Below are 23096 nucleotides of genomic sequence, written 5' to 3' on the forward strand. Positions count from 1 at the left end.
GAGTGGCCAAAGGGAGCAGACTGTAAATCTGCCGGCACTGCCTTCGATGGTTCGAATCCGTCCCCCTCCACCATATTGAAGAAGCCAGCTCATTGAGCTGGCTTTTTTCGTTTCAGGATCTTGATAGCATAGTCCTACTACAACGAACCCTTTCACTCCTAACCGAAACTCTTCTCGATTGAATACCTATCACGGTAAATAAGTGTTCAGAAATAGCGTAGGGAAAATGCTTGAGAACAAGGCGCAATTTTTCGATAAGTAGTTATTCTACAATCAAAAATTGCAACGCAGTTATCGAGTATTTTAACAAGCTAGAATGACCAGTTATTTACTACGATTGGTATAACCTATACTCAATCTCACTAAAGCAACCAACCCCATGTGAAACTCCACAAACAAAAGGCTGAGGAGCAGATCTTTACCCTACAAACAATGTACTAGCTATTTTGATTTTGTTAGTTCGTATGGCCTTAATATGAATGTTCAATATAAATAGGAAAACACTTGAGGACTTACTAGAAAAAGTGGGCTCGCAAAATTACCAAACGGACTCAATTAGTGATGTTTGCATAAAAACACGTACAAGAAATATAAATGATAGATACAAAAAATCCCGCAGGGGATGCGGGATTTTTACTAGTGACTAAATTGGTTTAAAGGTGACTAGCCTTGAATACCAACGATTAACCATGGCGCATTAGGCGCAGTCAAGTCACGCTCTAGGTGCCAGATATCTTCGATTTCTTCTTCAACACCTTCTACTGTGTCACGGTAACGACCGCTAAACTGCAGACTAAGCTGTGCTTTATTTGCATCGTAATCAGCACGGACGATCTCCGCATCAACGTACATTACGTCAGTATGCTGCTCACCGTCGAGCTTCGCGCGCTCTGCTTTTAGGTCTTCAAACAAGCTTGGAGAAACATATTCTTCAATAGTTTCTAGCTGGTTGTGATTCCACGCACCTTGCAGGATTCGATAGTGTTCACGAGAACCATTAATGAACGCTGCTTGGTCAAAACCCGGTGGGTAGTTATGTGGTACGTCTGTTTGAGCGCCAAAACCACCAAAGCCACCATTATTTGTGTTTGGTTGTTGCTCAAAGTTTTGCATGTTTGGTTGCTCAAACTTAGATGCGTTGCCACCAAATGCAGGCTGTTGACGATGCTGGTTCATACTGCCCTGCTTCGCACCTAGCATACCGCGCATTAGTTTAAAGATGACAAAGGCAATCAAACCAATAATTAGGATATCCATAAACTGGATACCTTCAAAAGCACCGCCAAAGAATGCAGCAAGTAGACCACCAGCAAGAAGTCCGCCTAGCAGCCCCCCCATAAGGCCTTTCTTACTTGAAGACTTTGTCGTCTGATCTTTGCCGACCGTATTGGTGTTTTGTTGCTGTTGTTTCGGTGCTGGTGCAGTTTTGTAGCTCTTACCGAAAGACTTACTGCCACCAAACTTCTTCGCTTCCGCGATAGGCGTTACAGCAACAGTAAACATCAATAAAGCAACAATAGAAAATAAACGTTTCATCGTTATCCTTAAAGTTAGCTATCTAAGATAGTGCCCCATTTTCAAGACGAAACAATCGTTGTTTCAAACAGTAGCACGCCAAAGATGATTTTTAAGTCATCATACTCTGTATACCGATTGATGAAAATAGCTTATAGAAGCTGACATGTATCAGAATATTGCCAAAAATGCAGACTGCTCACACTGCTTACAATTCAGCTGAAGGCGCTTGATCAATGTAAAAAAAGTATGGAATAAGTTCACTAATACTCCAGATTGTTTTACTTGAATTAGAATCAGTGACACAGCTCAGAATCCTACACCTTGAGGGCACTTGGACACATTGCCTTGTTGACGGTTAATAGGTAGCTGACTATCATATTGAACGATGTTCAATAAAGTAGTTTGAGAGTATGGCGCGCAGAAACGATCACACCCGAGAAGAGTTAGTGAATTTGACCTTAACAACGGTCAAAAACTTTTTAGATGAGAATTCTTACCACGAACTCAGTCTTCGTAAAATCGCTAACATGATTGGTTACGTGCCAAGCACATTGGTAAATGTTTTTGGTAATTATAATTTGTTGTTGCTTCATGTTGTCGCTCAAACTTTAGATGAGTTATCTCAAGAAGCACGCAAAGCGACTAATGACAGCAAAGACTCCCATCAAGCGCTTTTTGAACTCGCTTATTGCTACCACGATTTTGCTCAAAAACACCCATACCGTTGGCAGTTAGTGTTCGAACACAACATGAATGGAGCAGAACTTCCGGAATGGCATGCCAAACGTATCGATGGTATGACGGGAATGCTAGAGTCACTATTGGCTCAAATCGCACCACATCGTACTGAATCCGAAGTGATTCAAGCGAGTCGAGTCCTTTGGTCTGGCGTACATGGCATTACTTTACTCAGTGTTGATGATAAGTTTTTCTCTAGTGAACCGATTGATGGCAAAGAATTGATCAGTAATCTTCTTTCTAACTACCTCACGAACTGGTAACAAAGGATTATCCATGTCATCCGACAGACAGCCGTCCTTACTTACGCAGAGAAAGTTCCTGCCCTATTTCATTACTCAGTTTTTTGGCGCTTTCAACGACAATATTTTTAAAAACGTTTTGCTGTTGTTTGTCGCATTCGCTGGCTCCAGTGCACTACCTATTTCGAGCAATTTGTTCATCAACCTTGCGGCAGGCTTGTTCATTCTACCGTTCTTTCTGTTCTCTGCTTCCGCTGGCGTATTAGCCGACAAATATGAAAAGTCATGGTTTATTCGTAAGGTCAAACTATTTGAAATAGCCATCATGCTGTTAGGTGCCATCGGATTCATAACCGAAAGTTATGGTGTGCTTTTATTGCTACTGTTTTTAATGGGCACACAGTCAGCATTTTTTGGCCCAGTTAAATATGCCCTTTTGCCTCAAAAGTTAAATGCTAAAGAGTTAGTGCCCGGCAACGCTCTTGTTGAAGCTGGTACCTTTATCGCCATCCTTATTGGCACCTTAGGGGCTGGGATTATAGCCTCTGCAGACAACGCAAAATACCTCGCCGCATTTTGTGTCGTGATCTTCGCATTGTTAGGCTACTTGTCGAGCCGCTCAATCCCCTTTGCTGCAGCCAGCGCACCCAATCTCTCTTTTCGTTGGCAACCATACAAGCAAACCAAACACACGCTCTCTATCGCCAAATCCGATCGAGTTGTTTTTCAATGCATAATGGCAATAAGCTGGTTTTGGTTTTTAGGCGCCGCATATCTAACACAATTCCCGAATTTCACTAAGATTTACCTAAATGGCACCGAGAGTGCGGTGTCTTTCTTGCTCGCTCTATTTTCCATTGGTATCGCGCTAGGGTCGCTACTTTGCAATTGGATCTCAAACCATCGTATAGAAGTCGGTGTTGTGCCAATTGGTGCCTTTGGCATTACGGTATTTGGGTACCTAATGGCCACTTCCATTCCCAATGATCTACCTACTTTCCATAACTTTGTAGACTTCTTTAGATATGAGCCTTTTTGGCCATTATTTTTCTACCTATTGATGATTGGTGCTTCGGGCGGTTTGTTTATCGTGCCTCTTTACGCATTAATGCAGCATCGAGCAAAGGAAACCGAACGTGCTCAAGTCATCGCAGGGCTCAACATCTTTAACTCTCTGTTTATGGTCGGCAGCGCTGTCTTAGGTATTGTGTGCCTAAGTGTAATCAAGATGACAATTCCTCAACTGTTTGCATTGTTAGCCATTTTAAATTTCTTAGTCGCCGCTTACATCTTTTTGCAAATTCCTATTTTTGTTGTTCGCTTTGTCATGTGGATGCTTACGCACACCATCTATCGAGTTAAGCATAAGAATCTACACAACCTACCCGAGCATGGTGGGGCATTGATTGTATGTAATCATGTAAGCTACATGGATGCATTGCTACTTAGTGCAGTATGCCCAAGGTTGATTCGTTTTGTGATGGAGGAAGATTACGCCAACCTACCTCCATTAAGGCGCTTTTTACGTCGAACTGGGGTAATTCCAATTTCAGCGAGTAACAGAAGCTCTATCAGACGTGCATTTAACGATGTGGAAGCCGCGCTAAGCGAAGGTCATATCGTCTGTATTTTCCCTGAAGGAAGATTAACTTCAGATGGTGAAATGAATGAATTCATGCGCGGTATTGATATCATTCTACGTCGTAGCCCAGTACCCGTCATACCTGTTGCACTTAAAGGCTTATGGGGAAGCTATTTCAGCCGCGCAAAAGGTCGCGCATGCTGTGGCTTACCGACTCGATTTTGGTCAAAGCTAGAAATTGAGGCAGGACAACCGGTGCCACCAAATGAGGCAACGGCAAAAACAATGTTCGATAAAGTGCATCAACTCAGAGGCGACTGGCGATAAAATACACTTGAACACATGTTTAGGATAACTGAACATGTGTTCAAATCATTAAGACAAACTGACCACACCCAGTGCGATATACTCTCCCTTTCATTCACAACAGCGAATAAAAACCTTGAATAGAAACTACCTCCTGTTTGGATTGGCGTTACTTTTTTGTTTAACCCCCCTTGCCTCCTCTCCCATTGCTCTAGTTATCGGTTTTCTACTCGCAAGTTTTGGTTTTGTGCCTTCCGAGCTGCCCATCGCTTCTTTTACTAAAAAGCTGCTGTCTTACTCGATTATTGGCTTAGGCTTTGGCATCAACTTTGAGCAAGCACTTGCAGTCACATCGGATGGTATCGGCCTGATCATCGCCACTATTACAGGCACACTGATCATGGGCACTCTCATTGCCAGGGTACTTAAATTGGAGCGAGTAACCGCTTACTTAATCTCATCAGGTACTGCAATTTGTGGTGGTAGCGCAATTGCTGCTGTGGCACCGGCCATTAAAGCGAAAGACGAGCAGATTGGATTAGCACTGGCAACGGTATTTGTCCTGAACTCAATTGCACTCTTTGTGTTTCCTGTGATTGGACATGCTTTAGGGCTAGATCAACACACGTTTGGCACATGGGCTGCGATTGCCATTCATGACACATCTTCTGTTGTCGGGGCTGCCTCGGCCTTTGGGGAAGAAGCACTAACGACGGCAACAACATTGAAACTCGCGCGCGCTTTATGGATCATTCCTGTTGCTTTGATCAGTGCCGTCATCTTTTCAAGAGGCCAAAAAGAGAATGGAAAGAAAAAACTAGCTATCCCTTATTTCATTTTTTGGTACTGTGCAGCTATCGCGTTTAGCGACTTATTTCCTCAATTTGAAATGGTCTATCACGGCATTTTCATTGGAGCAAAGCAAGCGTTGGTTGTATGTCTGTTCTTGATAGGTTGTAGCATTTCAATTTCAAAACTAAAGTCTGCTGGAGCTAAGCCACTGTTGTTTGGTGTGACTCTGTGGGTGTTAATTTCGACCACTTCTCTAAGTTGGTTACTGTTTTAGATATTGGTGGTCTGCTTATCGCGTTGAGGGGACGGCATTTCCCGTTTGCTATTTTTGTATATAACGACCAACGCAATAGCGATCAAAAATGCCGTTAGCTCTGCAAGAGAGCGGGCTAGCCCTTCACTACTTATCGCGATACCAATTTGTAGTGCTACTGCCGCAATTAAAACTAGCTTTGCCATCCTGAACCTTATGCATTTTCTCTCCACGAAGAAGCATAATTATGATTCAGAGTTATAAAGATACGAAATTCTCTTTATGACTAATACATAGCAAAATTGACTAATGCTGAAGTGATGACAGTAGCCACTCTTTCACGGCCTTACGTGAAATTTTGATCCCACCTTCTAGTAGAGTTAGTGGCATTACATGGTATTCCACTGGCCATTTAAACTTCTCTAACTTTGATTGCAAGTGCTGGTCATACTCCGACTTGCTGCGCAATCCATTGGTCTGAATCACAGCTACTGGTCTATGACCAAACTCCGCGTCTTCGACTGGAACCACTATACTCTGCACTACACCATCAATTTGGTTCAAAGCGGCTTCAATCTCTTCACAATGGATATTCTCACCACCAGAGATAAACTGATTGTCGGCACGGCCGATTATCTTTAATTCATCACCTTGCCACTCGCCAAGATCTTTGCTGTCAAACCAGCCTTTCTCATCCAGAAATGGGGTAACATGTCCTTGATGGAAATACCCTGCCGCTAATGTCTTACCGCCAATAAAAATGCGTTGGTCAACTAATTTTATCTTACGGTGCTTCAATACATGCCCAGCATTACTGGTGCAGTCAATTCTCTTTGCGGTAACGGTAGAGGCCGCCTCCGTCATCCCATAACCTAACCATGTCTCAATGCCTTGCCCTGTTGCTCGTAGTGCCAACTCGTGATCAACGTGGCTGCCGCCCAGTAGCACATGTGTCAATGACAAATGTGCATCATCATCCAATAACCGTTTTAGCTGAGTCGCAACCAAAGAAGCGTGTGATACGCCCTGAACATCATCAACAAGTTTCCCTGAACCGACCTTTAGTGTTGCTCCGACATATAGCCAACGATAGACAATCGCTAATCCAGAGACGTGATACAGCGGAAGCGATAATAGCCAAGCATCTTGCTGAGTGAAAATGAACTCCTGCAACAAGCCCTCTGCAGACGCAAGATGCTGTCGATGTGTATGGACCACAGCTTTAGGCTCCCCTGTAGAGCCAGAAGTAAATACTACTGAAGCTAGCCGGTCATGATGATAGCTATCTTCAGTCAACGAATCACTCTCTTGCTGTGATACTACAGGCGGTGAAAGCAATGTTGCCTTGAGTTTTTGTATATCATGTTCAGAAAAGGTCGAAGCGCACTCCTGAGAAAACCAGATAAACCGAGTTTGATCAGGCCTGTAAAGTGCAGCAAGCTTACCCTGCAACTTATCTAGTGGTTGTTCCATGGTCAGCGCAGCGAGCGCGCCTAACTGTTTGGAGGCAAGATAAAACAACAGTGTTTCTACTTGGTTCTTGCCAACCAAAGTCAGCACATCCCCCCGAGTTACACCCAAGTCATTCAAATAGTGAGTGTATTGGTCAATACGCTTCGAGAGTTGTTGCCAGTTTAATACTTCTGTTGATGTCTTGAGTGCAATAGAAAAAGGGCTCGTTTGAGCCCAATATTTCCATGGTGCCTTCGCAATATTGTCTACGCAGAATGCCACACAATCTCCTGGTCTTTTAGAGGAAGAACGGGAAGTTCACACTTAGGCCAGCCCTGCTCTAGCTGAGCTTTGAATAAGCCAATCGTATCCAAACCTGGAACTTCATCAGGCAGCTGCCATTGGGCAAAGCGCGCTAATTGAGTTAAACCGAGACTGGATTCAATGCTCGAGCTAATCACTGCTTTCATCCCCAGTGACTTCGCTTTCTCTATCAGTGTAATACAAAAATCCACTGAACCAATGAGTGTGGGTTTGATGATGATCGTTTTCACACCAGTTAGATCTTCAAGACGGAAATCTTCACGACGAACCGCATCTTGCAATGTTTCATCCCAAGCGATAGCAATACCAGTATTAATCGCAAAAGAGAGACTATCGCCAGGAGAGCGGCACGGCTCTTCTAGAAACGTGATTCGTTGACGCAGAGACGGGGCAATGTACTTAGCGAACTGCTGCGCTTTTTCTGGTGTCCAAGCGCGATTGGCATCGAGTCGAAGCGTTAATTGAGGGATTGATTCAAGAAAAAGGTTCACAAGCATGCCATCGCGAATTGGCTCATAAAGTCCAACTTTCACCTTAGCGACTTTCTCACCTTCCATTTCGTTCAGCTTTGGAATGAGCTCATCTGGGTCGCCAGTGCATAGTGGCGCTGTTTGGTATTTACCTTGTTGTGGTAAACCACCAGCTAATTCAAGTTGTGCCATCGATAAACCAAACGCAACCGACGGGTACATATTGGCATAATCCACATCCAACTCTGCTACCCAACGCTCCGCCTGTTCTTGTAGCTGAACACCCGCATCTTCGGTGCTCTCTAAGCTAAAACCAGGAAGAGGAGCGACTTCTCCAAACCCTGTTTTACCATCTTCGGAAAGCGCAACAACATAACCAACACGTTCGGTTAGCTTGTTGTCACGTAGGATGACACCACTATCCATGAGCAAGCTATAACGATAAATTTTCGCTTCACGCATAATTCAAGTCCTATGTAATGCCGTATATTTGAGCATTCTGACGAGCAATCCCACCAGCCTCCCAGAGGGCGAGGCGCTCAGGAAAAAAGGAACAGAGGAGCTAACACGCTCCTCATTTAGACGGATTATGGGTTGCGAGGGAATTTATCGAAGTCTGGACGACGTTTCTCGTTGAATGCGTTACGACCTTCTTGGCCTTCATCTGTCATGTAGAACATCATAGTCGCGTTACCCGCCAGTTCTTGCAGACCCGCTTGGCCATCACAGTCCGCGTTCAACGCAGCTTTCAGGCAACGCAATGCCATTGGGCTGTGTTGCAGAACTTCACGACACCAACGAACGGTTTCTTTCTCTAGATCCGCTAGTGGTACAACTGTGTTTACTAGGCCCATGTCTACCGCTTCTTGAGCATTGTAGAAACGACATAGGAACCAAATTTCGCGAGCTTTCTTTTGGCCTACGATGCGAGCCATGTAAGATGCACCCCAACCGCCATCAAATGAACCCACTTTAGGGCCTGTTTGACCAAATTGAGCGTTGTCAGCTGCAATCGTTAGGTCACACATCATGTGCAGAACGTGACCACCGCCAACAGCCCAACCCGCTACCGATGCGATAACTGGTTTTGGACAAGTACGAATATCGCGCTGGAAGTCCAATACGTTTAGGTGGTGCGTACCTTGGTCGTCTTTATAGCCGCCATAGTCGCCACGGATCTTCTGGTCGCCGCCAGAACAGAATGCGTCTTCACCTAGACCTGTCAGAATGATCACGCCAACACCAGAGTCGTAACGCGCATCTGCCAACGCATCAATCATCTCTTTTACCGTTTGAGGACGAAACGCGTTACGCACTTGAGGACGCGCAATGGTGATTTTCGCGATACCATCTTCAGACTTATGGTAATGAATGTCCTCGTATTTCTCGCCGCAATCTTTCCATTGAACCGGAGCGTAAAGTTCTTCTTCAGAAATGCCTACTGTTTTAGCCATGGTGATTCCCATTGTTCTCGTTACTCTCACCAAAGTGAGACTGAATTATTTGCTTGGTATGTATCGCAAACTGTTTGGGCTGCTCTTGATGGACGTTATGACCAGCGCCTTCAACTTGTCGATACGCCAACCCGCTATGTTGTGCCAGTTGGCTAAATTTTTGGTCTTTCTCACCACACAAGTAATACACTGGTATGTTCTGCTTTTGCAGTGAGGGCAACAAATATGCCTGTTTGGCTAACGATGTCGCCATCAACATATTCGCCACCGCTGAGCCAAGATTATCACTTCGCTTCGCAATGAATGTTTGTCTTTGCTCATGGTTTAGTGAAGAAAACACCGCTTGTTGGTACCAATCGTTCAAAACACGTTCAAGTGGTTCAGTTTTGAAACGCATTGCCCAGCGAGCATCATTCTCTAATCTCACCTGTTTCTCTGACTCAGTTTGAAGCCCGAAGTTTCCCCCTTCAACAATCGCGCCCGCAATATTGAGATCTGGAAAGCATTGATGGGCAATACCATGCATCGCAATGCGGCCGCCCATAGAGTAACCAATCAAAATAAGTGGTTGTTGTGAGGGAAATAATAAAGATAGTGTGGAACCAAGAAGTTTGCAGCAATCATTCAGATCGCTGCAAGAAATAGATTGGCTGTGCCCATGACCAGGGAGGTCAACCGTAACACGTTCATACTCGGGTAACGCGTTGATACACGCTTGCCAATCTTCACCGCTACCAAGCAAGCCATGCAAAAACACCAAAGTGGGCAACGTTCTACTTTGGTGTTTTTCTAATACAGGGAAACGTTCAAAGTAAAGCATTCAGACTCTTATTAAATGCCTTGAGTGTCTCAGCAGCTTGATTAGGTGGGGTTTGAACCTCGACCAGCAACGTTCCTTGGCGGTGACATAAATGCTCTTTTACAGATGATTGGAATTGCTCCAGTGTAGAAACATGCAAATACGCCAAACCAAACTGCTTTGCCGCGTGTTCAAACTGATAACCATGAGGCATTTGATAATATGTCGTCCTGCGCTCTGGTGGTACTGGCAACATATCAAAAATCGCACCGCCGTCATTATTAGTAACAACAAGTACCGCCGGCAGTTTATTGTGAGAAAATAGCGCCAGAGAATTGAGATCATAAAGTGCTGCTGTGTCACCGATATACATTAGTAACGGATTACCTCTTGCCCGTTGCACGCCTGATGCCGCAGCAAACAAACCGTCAATCCCTGATGCGCCTCGATTAGTGAAAACCTCTACACCATCCAATTTTCCGTACATATCAACAAGCCGAACAAACAAGCTATTACCCAAGAAAACATCTACGTTCTTTGTGCGCTCGTTGATGTCTGCTGCCAACGCAATTTCGTCAATGGCAGACGCTGAATCAGATAGGAAGGCTTCTTCGATACGTTGATGAACTCGCTTAACGTCATTCGCTAACCTATCAGCCCACCCAGCAAATATTGACTTCTCAAAACTAATGCGAGAAACCCACGTTTTAGGAGGCTCAACCCAGTGCATTTGCGCCAGATGATTTTGGTTATTCCGGTCCATACAAGGTGAGACATACCAATACTGAACGTCTTTACTTTGTTGATTTTTCGATACTTGTTTATCAATCCATTGGTTCAAACGTTTGGAGATGATTCGGCTACCAAATTGGATAATAAGTTCACAAGATTCAAGCTCGTTTGCGAACTCGGGAAGTTGAAGCCATACATCGTAATACGCCCAATCCGAACTGAGACCACTTTGCGGGTCTGCAAGTACTGGCCATCCCATCTTTTGTGCAAATGCCTGCGCCGACTTCGCTTGTTCAAGCGGTAAGCTGCCAATCACAACCAAGCCTTTTTTGTCTGAAAAAGGCGGGATGTTCGCCTGTGACAAATGGCTAAAACGCTGAGTATAAGTGCCGCTTCCTTTTCGCCATCCGGCGACCGAATCTAAGTAGGTTTGATAATCCGCTTTTGCGCCGTTGGAATACAAAGGCTCTGGAAATGCACAATTAATATGAACGGCACTACCCTGCAATTGCTGAGTAAACATCACTTCGTCAACAGAGGTCAGCAACCAGTTAAGCGACGTTGCTAAATTTGGGCTTGGTAAATTCAAACTGGCCGAAACATGATGTGAAAAAATACCCAATTGATTTATCGCTTGGTTTGCACCACAGCCGACAAGTTCTACTGGACGATCTGCTGTCAGCAGCACCAGTTTTTCACCAGTAAGTTTGGCTTCGGCAACCGACGGTAATAAGTTCGCCACTGCCGTACCAGAGGTAACGATAATTGCCACGGGTTCCTGAGTAGCTTTCGCTAAACCAAGAGCCATAAAGCCCAATCCACGCTCATCAAAATGAGTATGAATGGAAAAGTCGGACTGTTCTGCCGCTTCTAAAGTCAAAGGCGTAGAACGAGATCCGGGAGCGATACAAACATGCTTAACGCCAAATCGCTGAAGCTCAATCAATATGGTTTCTGACCAAACTCGATTGAGCACCGCTTGGTCATGACTCATGATGCGACTCCCAATGGCGGATGATCAGAAATCAGCGTAAGTAACGTCGACATTTTCTTATCAAGTTCTGCCCACTCATGTTCTGCCACAGAACCAGGCACAATACCTGCGCCCGCAAACAGTTGTACTTGATCACCGAGCACAAGCGCGCTTCTGATTGCGACACAAAACTCTGCTCGTTCATGGCTTATGTAACCCATTGACCCCGCGTACCAGCCGCGTGCAAAGGGCTCATTATCAAGAATAAACTGCATGGACTCTTGTCGGGGTAAGCCAGCAACCGCCGCTGTTGGCTGAAGCGCCGATAACAACTGAACACCATTTATCCCCGCTCTTAGACTAGCGTGAATATTTCGCTTAAGGTGCTGCACTTTTCGTAGTCTGACCAAACTCGGTTCAGCTTCCACTTCAACCATTTCAGAATGCGGTGATAGACGCTCAATGATGTCGTCCACCACATACTGGTTTTCGTTGAGGTTCTTTTGGTCTTGGGATAACCAATTCGCCAACTCCATATCTTGAGTGGCATTGTCCCCCCGACCAATCGTACCTGCTAACGCTTCGGTATGTAGCTCATGCCCTACGCGAGAATACAAACGTTCTGGCGTAGACCCCATAAAACTGTGCTTACTGTCTAAGCTCAGCATGAAATGGAAGCTATGATGGTTATTTAAGTAACTTGCTTTAAGTAGCTGTGCAGCACTTAATGTGTTATCAAGCTGCACGGTAGAGCGACGCGCTAAAACCACTTTCTTAAAATCATCATTCTCTATACCAGTCAGAACCTTATGAACTAACTCATTCCATTGAGGCTGACTTGGCGTATGAACAATAGAGCAGATGTGAGACGAAATTGGAGCTAAGGTCGCGACCTCACAAACCAGTTTATTCAACCCAGCTAGAGTTCGCGCTTTGTCTTCTGAAATATTAACTGCGAGAGACCACTGTTGGTCAAAACGAATTAACTCAATTTGAGGCAAAAAGAAAAAAGAAGGCATACAGCGACGATTCTTCTCATGCTGCCCATCAAAAGAGCGCCCGCCCCAAACTCTTTGCCCTTTACCTAGAATGGTATAAGCAGGACCTGGCTCAACAAAAGCGTGCAATTGCCCTAGTGCAACGACCTCTTCACGTGTATCGCGGGACTGCCAATAAAACTTAGGGAAAAGTGGTTGTGCATCAAGCCAATCAATAAATGAGAAATTAGGTTTCTCGCTAAGGGGCTCGACCAGACGTGTTTGATTGCCTTCCGATTGCTGAACTCGCTCGATAATTCTCTTTACGGCTTGATGGAACTGTGACAAATCAACCTCGTTGTATGTGAGGATAAATGGTAACTGACGGCTACTCTAAGTTTAGACCCAAAGCAAATCAAGGTCGTATGCGATCTTTTGCAAAATCCTGTGATAGCAAGCGAGCAAAACTTAACCAGCAGACAGATTATTTACAGATATATATTCTAATAAAAAACAAATTATTGTATTTTAATAAAGAAATTAACGAATTTTTAGGAATTAAACAATGCAAAATATCGGGATGTCGTCAAAACTCGACAATGTCTGCTACGACATTAGGGGTCCTGTACTCAAACATGCTAAGCGCATGGAGGAAGAAGGGCATAAAATCCTAAAGCTAAACATTGGTAACCCTGCCCCATTTGGTTTTGACGCCCCTGATGAGATTTTAGTCGACGTGATTCGTAATCTGCCGACTTCTCAAGGCTATTGTGATTCCAAAGGCATTTACTCTGCTCGTAAAGCTGTGGTCCAACACTATCAGCGTAAAGGTATACGCTCGCTAGATGTCGAAGATGTGTATGTAGGTAACGGCGTGTCTGAGTTGATCGTAATGGCCATGCAAGCGCTATTAAACAATGGCGACGAAATGCTGATCCCAGCACCAGACTATCCGTTATGGACAGCTTCAGTTGCACTATCTGGTGGTAAGCCGGTTCATTATCTATGTGATGAAGAGGCTGACTGGTACCCAGATCTTGAAGACATCAAAAAGAAAATCACACCAAAGACACGTGGCATTGTTCTGATCAACCCGAACAACCCGACAGGTGCGGTATACAGCCGTGACTTCCTACTTGAAGTGATTGAGATAGCACGCCAGCACAAACTGATCATTTTCGCAGATGAGATCTACGACAAAGTGTTGTACGACGGTGCAACACATACCTCAGTCGCTACACTCACTGAAGACGTGCTAGTCATGACATTCAATGGCCTTTCAAAAGCCTACCGTGTTTGTGGTTTCCGTGGTGGCTGGATGTTCCTAACGGGGCCTAAACATCTAGCTCAAGGATACGTGAATGGCTTGGAGCTGCTTTCATCGATGCGTTTATGTGCAAACGTACCAATGCAACATGCCATTCAAACCGCGTTAGGTGGATACCAGAGTATCAATGAACTGATTTTACCAGGCGGACGCTTATTAGAGCAGCGCAACCGAGCGTATGAACTGATCAATCAGATTCCTGGTGTTTCTTGTGTTAAACCTAAGGGTGCGATGTACCTCTTCCCGAAAATCGACACTAAAATGTACAACATCAAGAACGATCAGCAGATGGTTTTAGATTTCTTAAAACAAGAGAAGGTCTTACTGGTGCAAGGTTCCGGTTTTAACTGGCCAAAACCAGACCACTTCCGCATCGTGACACTACCGCACGTTGAAGATCTAGAAATCGCCATTGGACGTTTTGAAAGATTCCTATCAACCTACAGCCAGTAATGAATCACTGGTAGTAATTAGTGCTGATCTCTCATATGCTTAGAGGAACTCCTAGTGAGTTCCTTTTTTACACCAGAAACGGAGAAAGCCATGAAAGAAAGCCATTTTTTCGCCCACCTGGCTCGAATGAAGCTGATCCAACGCTGGCCTTTAATGCGGTCCGTCTCACCAGAAAACGTTTCAGAGCATAGCTTACAAGTTGCTTTTGTCGCTCATGCCCTTGCCCTCATTAAAAACAAAAAGTTCGGCGGCAACCTTAATCCAGAACGCATCGCTATTCTTGCCATGTACCATGACTCCAGCGAAGTATTAACGGGTGATCTTCCAACTCCAGTGAAGTATTACAATCCTGAAATTGCCAAAGAATATAAGAAGATAGAATCGGCAGCGGAACAAAAATTACTCTCCATGTTACCGGAAGAGTTCCACGATGATTTTGCCCCCTATCTTCTTTCTCACTCTGCACATGAAGAGGACGCAAAAATCGTTAAGCAAGCCGATTCCATCTGTGCCTATTTAAAATGTCTCGAAGAACTAAGCGCCGGCAACCATGAGTTCGCTCTGGCAAAAAAACGCTTAGACGTCACTTTGCAAGAACGCAGAACGCCTGAAATGGATTACTTTCTCAATACCTTTGCCCCAAGTTTCGAATTATCGTTAGATGAAATCAGTTAGCTTACGGAGATAATCGTGTCGTTTGAATTACACCCGCAATGGCAAGAGCGCCATGATGATGAGCATAAAATCCGTCGAGACGACCATCGGAGCCCGTACCAACGAGACCGAGCGCGCATTCTTCACTCGGCTGCATTTCGACGCCTACAAGCAAAAACCCAAGTACACGGCAATAGCTTGGAAGACTTTCACCGCAGTCGGTTAACGCACTCCTTAGAAGCGTCGCAACTCGGGACCGGTATCGTCGCCCAGTTAAAGAAAAAACAACCAGAGTTCCGTGAACTATTACCATCAGACAGCTTAATTGATTCATTATGTTTGGCTCACGACATCGGGCATCCTCCATACGGTCATGGGGGAGAAGTCGCTCTAAACTACGTAATGCGCGAACATGGCGGCTTCGAGGGGAACGCCCAAACCTTTCGTATCGTCACTAAGTTAGAGCCTTATACCGAGCATTTCGGAATGAATTTATCACGCCGCACACTGCTTGGTTTGATTAAGTACCCTGCCCTCATTAGTCAAACACGCTCCGTCAAGTTGCCTCAACCAGCCGAGCATCAACGTAAACTAAAAGCAAAAGATTGGAGCCCAGCTAAAGGCATTTATGATTGTGATAAAGACTTATTTGATTGGGTAATTGCACCGCTTTCTGACAACGACAAGGCATTGCTTAGTCTGATGCGTTCAACGCCAGAATCGGAGTTTGAGCACAGTAAAACGCGTTTTAAATCACTCGATTGCTCAATCATGGAGCTAGCAGATGATATCGCCTACGGTGTTCATGATTTAGAAGATGCAATCGTACTTGGTATGGTGACACGTCAGCAATGGCAAGAAGGCGCAGCAAGTCAATTAGCGGACTGTGGCGACCCGTGGTTTGAAGCTCATATCGATTCCATCGGACAGATGCTATTTAGCGGTAAGCACCATGAGCGGAAAGATGCCATCGGTGGTATGGTTAACGCGCTACTGACCAGCATTTCAATCAAAGCGGTGGATGAGCCGTTTAATAACCCGTTACTGTCTTGGAATGCGTGTTTAGAGCCACAGATGGCACGTGCACTTGATGTACTCAAGCACTTTGTCAGCACTTTTGTGATCCAAGTCCCGCAGGTCCAGATCGTTGAGTATAAGGGTCAGCAAATTATTATGGATATTTTTGAAGCGTTAACAGCAGACCCTGAGCGATTACTACCCGTTCATACAAAAGAGCTGTGGTGTCAGGCGAAGAGCGAAAGCAATAAGATGAGGGTCATCGCCGATTACATTTCTGCAATGACCGATGGTCACGCACAAAAGCTACACCGCCAACTTTTCTCTTCCATCGTTCTTTAGTAACACTCAACCTTTCAAATAATTCTTTTCAAAAACGCCCGGAGGCATCTGGGCGATTTGGAATTCGATCATATTTTCAAAGGCATGCATAAGCGGTGTAAAGTCGCGCTCGGGTTCAAGCAAGCGAAGCGAATGATAACCTGCCTCGACTGTCGATAAGCTATTCTCAGAGGGCGCCTTACGAATGGTGTAGTGCCCTTGTAGTTGCTTAGGCAACTGCACGGTTGGGAGTGGATGTAAGTTGCTTGAGAGTTGCCACATTTTGTACGCTTTTTTCCACGTACCATCGAGCAAAATCAAACGTATTTTCTTAGATACACTATGACTCGCTTGAGTGATTTCAGAAATGCATCGTGACCCTTCTGATGGGTAAAGAACAAAATGTTGATATGACTCATCCGCTAATAAGTGATTTAAGACATCATCACAAGAAAAGTCCTCTCCTATCAAACAAATACAGTTATCTAAACTCAAATTGAGAATCCGTGCCGTACCAAGCGGACGATGTTCTTCACTCGTGTGCTGAAGAATGATAAGTTCTACCTCGCTTGCCAGCGGTACAATCCATTGGCAAATACACGCTTTTTGCGATTTTCTACAACGAGAACAATAACGAGACATAGAGTGAACCTTTATACCTTGCTGAGTATTATCAGCGTGATCTGTTTGATACTTCAATTTGAACCAATGGCAAGCCTAACCGAGTGGCACAGCTACAATATACGCCATGGTGAATGGTGGCGAATCGTAACAGGAAATCTCACACATACCAACTTTGCGCACTTAGGAATGAACCTCGCCGGATTGTGGATCATTACTTTTATTTTTCGCCCAAGCACTCGTAACTTCCTTATCGTTTTTTCAATCTTATGTGCATGTGTTGGTGCGCTGAATTTGTTTACCAACATGTCGGTGTACGTGGGTTTATCCGGCGTATTACACGGATTGTTTGGATTTTGGGCGCTCAGAGAAGTCTTTGAAAGTAGAAGAAGCAGTGTGTTGTTAGTCGGAGGGCTAATCGCCAAAGTAGCATGGGAGCAGGTCTATGGCCCATCAAGCAGTACTGCTGAGCTTATCGGTGCAAACGTTGCTATTGATGCTCATATGTTTGGCGCACTCGGTGGGTTAGTAATGGCTTTACTGGAAAAAGGCCTTCGCCGTCGTTTATTCGGATAAAAAATCCCGAACCACGAAAGAGGTGCTGGTTCGGGAAAGCAGTAATAGGGAAGCAGATATTGTTCTGAATTCAGACTCAATATCTGCAATACATCAAGCTACAGTAAAATGCGGTCTTCGTTTTTCTTAACTGTCGCTTCACCAATGCCTTTTACGCTCTTCAAATCTGCTGCCGTTTTAAAAGGGCCATGTTCCTCGCGGTAGTCCACTATACTCTGCGCTTTCTTCTCACCTATACCTTTCAACATGGTCGCAATTTCTTCAGCAGTGGCCGTGTTGATATTTACAGTAATTTCAATTCCTTCATATTTGTCAGTGGCTGAATCCGCAGCCATGCTAAAAGGTGCAAAAACAAATAAGCACAATGTCAAAATCCATTTCATATTGAACATACAATCTCCAAAATAGTAGGCTAAAAACAGTCATCGAGAGCGAGTCACTATCAAGTTTGCAATGGAAAGCAATATGGTTATGCATTTAACAAACTGAGATGACCCGGAATTCACAACGGCCGCTATCACTTAAACGCGCACTAATTTAAGTAATGCCTATTGATGATAGAAGTTCATAAAGACAAAAATAAAACGGACCGCTTATGCGGTCCGTTTTATTCAACATACAAATTACACTAATTGTGCTTAGTTGCTCACAACAAAGTACTCAATGTCAGTATTTGCACGCAGTACGGCTAGTACAGATGATAAATCTTGCTGAGAAGATGCACGCTGCATTTGCATCGCAACTTGATCTTCTAACTCACTATCTAGCTCTGCGTTTACAGCAACAAGCTCGATGATAATGATGTTACCTTCAAGATCTTTAGACTGACCGTATACTGGTTTACCATCGACTGGTTTTGCCATCGCGAATACCGTTGTTGCCAACGGAGAACGACGATCTACTGTCTCTTGTTCACCAAAGGCAAGATTGTTTTCAGCAAGCACGTTGGTCTTACCTTCTTTCAATGCCGCAACGACTTGTGTTCCAAGCTCCATCGCTTCTTGCTCACCTTTAACACGAGATAGCTCTGCAACAACCTGATCTTTCACTTCTTCTAGTGGAAGAACTGTCTCGTCACGCGCATCTTCAACACGAACAACGATAACATGCTCAGGCGCAACTTCGATAGCTTCAGAGTTTAGGCCATCTTCTTTAACTTCAGGGCTTAGGATAGCTTGCATTACCGCAGGGCTACGAAGCACTTCAGGTGCATCAACCTGAGAAATAAAGTCTGTTGTCTTCACTTCTTGGTTAACCGCTTGAGAAGCATCATACAATGAGTCTGGGTATTCAAACGCTACGCGCTCAAGCTCATTTTGCAACTCGTAGAATTGATCGATAGCTTGTTGGTCAACCATCTCTTGTTTGATTTCAGCAGCGACTTCTTCAAATGGCTTCGCCACAGAATCTTTTAGCTCTTCAAGCTTGATAATGTGATAGCCAAAGTCCGACTTTACTAGACCCGACGTATCGCCAGGATTCTTCAGTGCGAATGCCGCTTCTTCAAAAGCAGGGTCCATCACATCACGCTCGATCCAACCTAAGTCACCACCGTTTTCAGCGCTGCCAAAATCGTCAGATTTATCTTTAGCAAGCGTCGCAAAGTCTGCACCCGCGTTTAGCTCATCTAGGATAGCTTGCGCTTTTGCTTCATCGTCCCCTTCTACAAGAATGTGAGCGACACGGCGTTGCTCTTCTGAAGAGTATTTGTTTAAGTGCTCGTCGTAGTACTTTTTCACCTCAGCATCAGAAACATTAACTTGTTCCTTTAGCGCTTCAGCTGACAGTTCGATGTAAGAGACTTTAACCTGCTCTGGACGTGTAAAGTTGTCTGGGTTTGCTTTGTAGTACTCTTGAATTTCTTCGTCGGTCAATTCAATATTTTTCGCAAACTCCGCTAAGTCGATCTGAATCGTGCGAATATCACGAGTTTGAGTGAACAGCTTGCCTTCTGCTTGTACTTCACCCGGCAGAATAAATTCACTGTTTTGTAGCGCATTCAGCAGTTGCTCACGAACCAATTCACGACGCATGTACTCAGCAAAAGAGTCTGGCGAAAAGCCTGCACGACGCAAAGAAGCTTGATAGATCTCTTGATCAAACTGACCATTAGATTGGAACTGAGGCATGTCTAGAATAATGCTACGCACTTGAGTGTCGCTGATTCGCAGACCCAAAGCTTCAGCTTGTTGGTCAAGCAACACGTCATTGATCATTCGATCTAAAACGGATTTGCGGAAAGATTCAACATATGCAGGGTCAGCCAGCATTTGAGAGAAGTAGTCACCCAACTGAGCTTGCATACGGTTACGCTCATTTTGGTATGCCATCTCGAACTCACCACGAGGAATCTCAGTGTTACCGACTTTCGCTGCAGAGTTGTTGCTACCACCAACGATGTAGCTACCTACACCTGCAAATACGAAAGACAGGATGATAAGTCCAAGGATAATTTTGACCGCGATGCTATTCACGCCTTCGCGTAGTCGATCCATCATAATTTAACTGCTCTCCACAATTGAAGCCTACTGCTTCTATCTAATAGAAATAATGGCGCAATAATATCAGAAAAAGAAATGCGCATCAGTATGATGCGCATAATTTAAGAAAGTTCGGCTCGAAGTTTGTAAATTTTTGTTCGAAACTTATTGTTTGAGCAAAAGTTAAGCAAATGGCCGGTTACAGAAATAACGCCGTGATTAGTTACAAGCGTCTTTCAGTGCTTTACCAGCTTTGAAAGCTGGTACTTTTGCTTCTGCGATTTGGATTTCTTCACCAGTTTTTGGGTTACGACCAGTACGTGCAGCACGAGTGCGAACGCTGAATGTACCAAAGCCAACTAGAGCGACTTGATCACCAGATTGAAGAGTTCCGCTTACTGCTTCGATGAATGCATCTAGAGCACGACCCGCTGACGCTTTAGAAATATCTGCATTTTCTGCGATTTGTTCTACTAACTGAGTTTTATTCACTGTAATTTCCCCTTTGTGTCATCTGTGATTATTTTTGTGATGACTTTCGTTCCATTGTTAAGAAAATATGCTCCACCCCTTATTCATCAAGGGCTGGCAGCTATCGAAACTAACTTAGCGCCCAAAAAAAACGCTGACAAGCCTTTTTGGGCTTATCAGCGTAAACTTTTACTTATTTTTGCTACACATCACTATTTTTGAGACTCAAACTCAACGCCCGTCGGGTCTCGCTCTAGTGCGACTTTCAGTACTTCATCAATCCACTGTACAGGGATAACTTTCAGATCAGCGATAACATTATCAGGAATCTCTTCCAGATCACGCTCGTTATCTTTTGGAATTAGCACTGTCTTAATGCCACCACGGTGTGCCGCAAGTAACTTCTCTTTTAGGCCGCCGATAGGTAGAACCTCACCACGCAGTGTGATTTCACCCGTCATCGCTACTTCTGCTTTCACAGGGTTGCCTGTTAGAGAAGAAACCAATGCTGTACACATTGCTGTACCCGCACTTGGGCCATCTTTTGGTGTCGCGCCTTCCGGGACGTGTACGTGAATATCTTTCTTCTCGTAGAAGTCAGTATTGATACCTAGCTTTTCTGCACGAGAGCGAACCACTGTCATTGCTGCTTGGATAGACTCTTGCATCACATCACCAAGAGAACCCGTTTGTGTCAGCTTACCTTTACCTGGCATTGATTGAGTTTCAATCGTTAATAGATCGCCACCCACTTCGGTCCAAGCTAGGCCAGTTACTTGACCAATTCGGTTACTTTCATCCGCTTTACCGTAATCGAAACGTTGAACACCTAAGTACTCTTTTAGGTTGTCCATCGTTACCGTTACTGACTTGATGTCCTTATCCAGCAAGATGTTCTTCACCGCTTTACGGCAGATCTTAGAAATCTCACGCTCTAAGTTACGGACACCCGCTTCACGCGTGAAGTAACGAATGATGCCAATAATCGCAGAATCTTCAATGACGATCTCATCCGCTTTCAAGCCATTACGCTTCACTTGTTTATCAACAAGGTGACGTTTTGCAATGTTCAGCTTCTCGTCTTCGGTGTAACCAGATAAACGAATAACTTCCATACGGTCTAACAATGGACCCGGGATGTTCATCGAGTTCGATGTCGCAACAAACATAACGTCAGAGAGATCGTAATCCACTTCTAGGTAGTGATCGTTGAACGAGTTATTCTGTTCAGGATCAAGTACTTCTAGCAGAGCCGATGCCGGATCACCACGCATATCGGAAGACATTTTGTCGATTTCGTCCAATAAGAACAGCGGGTTCTTCACACCAACCTTCGACATCTTCTGGATCAATTTGCCTGGTAATGAGCCGATGTAAGTACGACGGTGACCACGAATTTCCGCTTCATCACGCACACCACCCAACGCCATACGAACATACTTACGGCCTGTAGCTGAAGCAATTGAACGACCAAGAGACGTTTTACCTACACCAGGAGGACCAACAAGACAAAGGATAGGACCTTTTAGCTTGTTGATACGGTTTTGAACCGCCAGGTATTCAAGGATACGTTCTTTGACGCGTTCTAGACCGTAGTGATCTTCATTAAGAACCTCTTCTGCTTTCGCTAAGTTTTTCTTAACTTTTGAGCGCTTAGCCCAAGGAACGCTGACCATCCAATCGATGTAGCTACGAACCACTGTTGCTTCAGCAGACATTGGAGACATCATCTTAAGCTTTTGCAGCTCTTGCTCTGTCTTTTCACGTGCCTCTTGAGGCATTTTTGATTCGTCAATCTTCTTCTGTAGCGTTTCGAACTCGTCTGGTGCGTCTTCCATCTCACCAAGTTCTTTCTGAATCGCTTTCATTTGCTCATTCAGATAATACTCACGCTGAGATTTTTCCATTTGCTTTTTAACGCGACCACGAATTCGTTTTTCAACTTGCAGCAAGTCGATCTCTGATTCCATCTGGCCCATCAGGAATTCCAGACGCTCAGTGACGTCAACAATTTCAAGCACTTGCTGCTTATCCACCAACTTTAACGGCATATGAGCCGCAATGGTATCCGCTAAGCGTGCGGCTTCGTCGATACCATTAAGTGACGTTAGCACTTCTGGTGGAATCTTCTTGTTTAGCTTAATGAACCCTTCAAACTGATTAATCGCGCTGCGCACAATCACTTCTTGCTCACGCTCATCCAATTCTGGCGTAACAACAAATTCAGCTTCCGCTAGGAAGAAGTCACTCTCTTTAAAGTGATTGATTTTTGCTCGCTGCTGGCCTTCGACCAATACTTTTACTGTGCCATCCGGAAGCTTCAAGAGCTGGAGAATGGTGGCTACCGTACCTACGTCAAATAGGTCGTCAACCGTAGGCTCGTCAGTATCCGCTTGCTTTTGTGCCACAAGAAGAACTTGTTTGTTGGTTTCCATCGCCGTTTCTAGACAGCTAATCGATTTCTCACGACCAACAAACAATGGAATAACCATGTGTGGGTAGACCACTACGTCACGTAGAGGTAGTACCGGGATCTCGATACGCTCGGAACGTTCCAAGTTCAT

General features: G+C 44.6%; 20 protein-coding genes. 7 read left to right on the forward strand and 13 right to left on the reverse strand.

Annotated features, from left to right (window positions below; all coding sequences use genetic code 11):
• Window positions 1-663: 663 nt before the first annotated feature.
• The gene (locus R7Q39_RS15790; RefSeq protein WP_005384268.1) at window positions 664-1536 is read right to left on the reverse strand and encodes a Tim44 domain-containing protein; all 873 of its coding nucleotides are present in this window, start codon (window positions 1534-1536) and stop codon (window positions 664-666) included.
• A gap of 392 nt (window positions 1537-1928) precedes the next feature.
• Here R7Q39_RS15790 and R7Q39_RS15795 point away from each other — a divergent pair, with 392 nt between their 5' ends.
• The 3 genes from R7Q39_RS15795 (at window position 1929) to R7Q39_RS15805 (ending at window position 5452) form a co-directional block, all read left to right on the forward strand.
• Complete coding sequence (locus R7Q39_RS15795) at window positions 1929-2519, forward strand: TetR/AcrR family transcriptional regulator (protein ID WP_005382308.1); 591 nt, start codon at window positions 1929-1931, stop codon at window positions 2517-2519.
• Between the two features lie 13 nt (window positions 2520-2532).
• Window positions 2533-4407 (forward strand): MFS transporter, encoded by a 1875-nt coding sequence (locus R7Q39_RS15800; RefSeq protein WP_005382310.1) that lies wholly within the window; start codon window positions 2533-2535, stop codon window positions 4405-4407.
• Between the two features lie 115 nt (window positions 4408-4522).
• Window positions 4523-5452: a YeiH family protein gene (locus R7Q39_RS15805; protein ID WP_086013920.1), complete on the forward strand. Its 930-nt coding sequence runs from the start codon at window positions 4523-4525 to the stop codon at window positions 5450-5452.
• Here R7Q39_RS15805 and R7Q39_RS15810 read toward each other — a convergent pair.
• The 7 genes from R7Q39_RS15810 to R7Q39_RS15840 form a co-directional block, all read right to left on the reverse strand.
• Window positions 5449-5637 (reverse strand): hypothetical protein, encoded by a 189-nt coding sequence (locus R7Q39_RS15810; RefSeq protein WP_005382314.1) that lies wholly within the window; start codon window positions 5635-5637, stop codon window positions 5449-5451. The genes R7Q39_RS15805 and R7Q39_RS15810 overlap by 4 nt on opposite strands.
• 100 nt (window positions 5638-5737) lie before the next feature.
• Window positions 5738-7165, reverse strand: a complete 1428-nt coding sequence (menE, locus tag R7Q39_RS15815) for an o-succinylbenzoate--CoA ligase (RefSeq protein ID WP_005382316.1) — start codon at window positions 7163-7165, stop codon at window positions 5738-5740.
• Complete coding sequence (gene menC, locus R7Q39_RS15820) at window positions 7150-8139, reverse strand: o-succinylbenzoate synthase (RefSeq protein ID WP_005382317.1); 990 nt, start codon at window positions 8137-8139, stop codon at window positions 7150-7152. Before menC ends, menE begins: the two co-directional genes overlap by 16 nt.
• 125 nt (window positions 8140-8264) lie before the next feature.
• Window positions 8265-9131: a 1,4-dihydroxy-2-naphthoyl-CoA synthase gene (gene menB / locus R7Q39_RS15825; protein ID WP_005382318.1), complete on the reverse strand. Its 867-nt coding sequence runs from the start codon at window positions 9129-9131 to the stop codon at window positions 8265-8267.
• A complete protein-coding gene (menH, locus tag R7Q39_RS15830) occupies window positions 9124-9951 on the reverse strand; it encodes a 2-succinyl-6-hydroxy-2,4-cyclohexadiene-1-carboxylate synthase (protein WP_054576732.1) in 828 nt (275 codons plus the stop codon). Before menH ends, menB begins: the two co-directional genes overlap by 8 nt.
• Window positions 9938-11656: a 2-succinyl-5-enolpyruvyl-6-hydroxy-3-cyclohexene-1-carboxylic-acid synthase gene (gene menD / locus R7Q39_RS15835; protein WP_025766952.1), complete on the reverse strand. Its 1719-nt coding sequence runs from the start codon at window positions 11654-11656 to the stop codon at window positions 9938-9940. Before menD ends, menH begins: the two co-directional genes overlap by 14 nt.
• Entirely contained in the window at window positions 11653-12960 is a 1308-nt protein-coding gene (locus R7Q39_RS15840; RefSeq protein WP_318076436.1) for an isochorismate synthase, read from the reverse strand. Before R7Q39_RS15840 ends, menD begins: the two co-directional genes overlap by 4 nt.
• 217 nt (window positions 12961-13177) lie before the next feature.
• Between R7Q39_RS15840 and R7Q39_RS15845 the strand changes: the two genes are divergently transcribed.
• The 3 genes from R7Q39_RS15845 to R7Q39_RS15855 all read left to right on the forward strand — a co-directional run bounded on the left by R7Q39_RS15845 (window position 13178) and on the right by R7Q39_RS15855 (window position 16405).
• The gene (locus tag R7Q39_RS15845) at window positions 13178-14392 is read left to right on the forward strand and encodes a pyridoxal phosphate-dependent aminotransferase (protein ID WP_005384283.1); all 1215 of its coding nucleotides are present in this window, start codon (window positions 13178-13180) and stop codon (window positions 14390-14392) included.
• Between the two features lie 90 nt (window positions 14393-14482).
• Window positions 14483-15067, forward strand: coding sequence for a 5'-deoxynucleotidase (gene yfbR, locus R7Q39_RS15850; protein WP_017634778.1), 585 nt, complete (start codon window positions 14483-14485; stop codon window positions 15065-15067).
• A 15-nt stretch (window positions 15068-15082) separates the two neighbouring features.
• Window positions 15083-16405 (forward strand): anti-phage deoxyguanosine triphosphatase, encoded by a 1323-nt coding sequence (locus R7Q39_RS15855; protein ID WP_318076437.1) that lies wholly within the window; start codon window positions 15083-15085, stop codon window positions 16403-16405.
• A 6-nt stretch (window positions 16406-16411) separates the two neighbouring features.
• On the opposite strand, the gene R7Q39_RS15860 is transcribed toward R7Q39_RS15855, so the two are convergent.
• Window positions 16412-17026, reverse strand: coding sequence for a tRNA-uridine aminocarboxypropyltransferase (locus tag R7Q39_RS15860; protein ID WP_318076438.1), 615 nt, complete (start codon window positions 17024-17026; stop codon window positions 16412-16414).
• Between the two features lie 3 nt (window positions 17027-17029).
• On the opposite strand from R7Q39_RS15860, the gene rrtA reads away from it, so the two are divergent.
• Window positions 17030-17581: a rhombosortase gene (gene rrtA, locus R7Q39_RS15865; protein WP_005382331.1), complete on the forward strand. Its 552-nt coding sequence runs from the start codon at window positions 17030-17032 to the stop codon at window positions 17579-17581.
• A 98-nt stretch (window positions 17582-17679) separates the two neighbouring features.
• Here rrtA and R7Q39_RS15870 read toward each other — a convergent pair whose 3' ends face one another.
• The 4 genes from R7Q39_RS15870 to lon form a co-directional block, all read right to left on the reverse strand.
• Window positions 17680-17964, reverse strand: coding sequence for a ComEA family DNA-binding protein (locus tag R7Q39_RS15870; RefSeq protein ID WP_031777211.1), 285 nt, complete (start codon window positions 17962-17964; stop codon window positions 17680-17682).
• Between the two features lie 255 nt (window positions 17965-18219).
• Window positions 18220-20079, reverse strand: a complete 1860-nt coding sequence (gene ppiD, locus R7Q39_RS15875) for a peptidylprolyl isomerase (RefSeq protein WP_318076439.1) — start codon at window positions 20077-20079, stop codon at window positions 18220-18222.
• A gap of 201 nt (window positions 20080-20280) precedes the next feature.
• Window positions 20281-20553 (reverse strand): HU family DNA-binding protein, encoded by a 273-nt coding sequence (locus R7Q39_RS15880; RefSeq protein WP_005382341.1) that lies wholly within the window; start codon window positions 20551-20553, stop codon window positions 20281-20283.
• A gap of 191 nt (window positions 20554-20744) precedes the next feature.
• Window positions 20745-23096: an endopeptidase La gene (gene lon, locus R7Q39_RS15885; RefSeq protein ID WP_318076440.1), complete on the reverse strand. Its 2352-nt coding sequence runs from the start codon at window positions 23094-23096 to the stop codon at window positions 20745-20747.

This window comes from Vibrio sp. 947, from assembly GCF_033339115.1.
GTDB lineage: Bacteria > Pseudomonadota > Gammaproteobacteria > Enterobacterales > Vibrionaceae > Vibrio > Vibrio alginolyticus.

Coding starts and splice junctions, on each gene's coding strand:
- R7Q39_RS15870 (WP_031777211.1), bottom strand. CDS start 17,964: ATGAAATGGATTTTGACATTGTGCTTATTTGTTTTTGCACCTTTTAGC.
- lon (WP_318076440.1), bottom strand. CDS start 23,096: ATGAACTTGGAACGTTCCGAGCGTATCGAGATCCCGGTACTACCTCTA.
- menC (WP_005382317.1), bottom strand. CDS start 8,139: ATGCGTGAAGCGAAAATTTATCGTTATAGCTTGCTCATGGATAGTGGT.
- R7Q39_RS15800 (WP_005382310.1), top strand. CDS start 2,533: ATGTCATCCGACAGACAGCCGTCCTTACTTACGCAGAGAAAGTTCCTG.
- yfbR (WP_017634778.1), top strand. CDS start 14,483: ATGAAAGAAAGCCATTTTTTCGCCCACCTGGCTCGAATGAAGCTGATC.
- ppiD (WP_318076439.1), bottom strand. CDS start 20,079: ATGATGGATCGACTACGCGAAGGCGTGAATAGCATCGCGGTCAAAATT.
- R7Q39_RS15790 (WP_005384268.1), bottom strand. CDS start 1,536: ATGAAACGTTTATTTTCTATTGTTGCTTTATTGATGTTTACTGTTGCT.
- R7Q39_RS15845 (WP_005384283.1), top strand. CDS start 13,178: ATGCAAAATATCGGGATGTCGTCAAAACTCGACAATGTCTGCTACGAC.
- menD (WP_025766952.1), bottom strand. CDS start 11,656: ATGAGTCATGACCAAGCGGTGCTCAATCGAGTTTGGTCAGAAACCATA.
- R7Q39_RS15860 (WP_318076438.1), bottom strand. CDS start 17,026: ATGTCTCGTTATTGTTCTCGTTGTAGAAAATCGCAAAAAGCGTGTATT.
- menH (WP_054576732.1), bottom strand. CDS start 9,951: ATGCTTTACTTTGAACGTTTCCCTGTATTAGAAAAACACCAAAGTAGA.
- R7Q39_RS15810 (WP_005382314.1), bottom strand. CDS start 5,637: ATGGCAAAGCTAGTTTTAATTGCGGCAGTAGCACTACAAATTGGTATC.
- R7Q39_RS15795 (WP_005382308.1), top strand. CDS start 1,929: ATGGCGCGCAGAAACGATCACACCCGAGAAGAGTTAGTGAATTTGACC.
- menB (WP_005382318.1), bottom strand. CDS start 9,131: ATGGCTAAAACAGTAGGCATTTCTGAAGAAGAACTTTACGCTCCGGTT.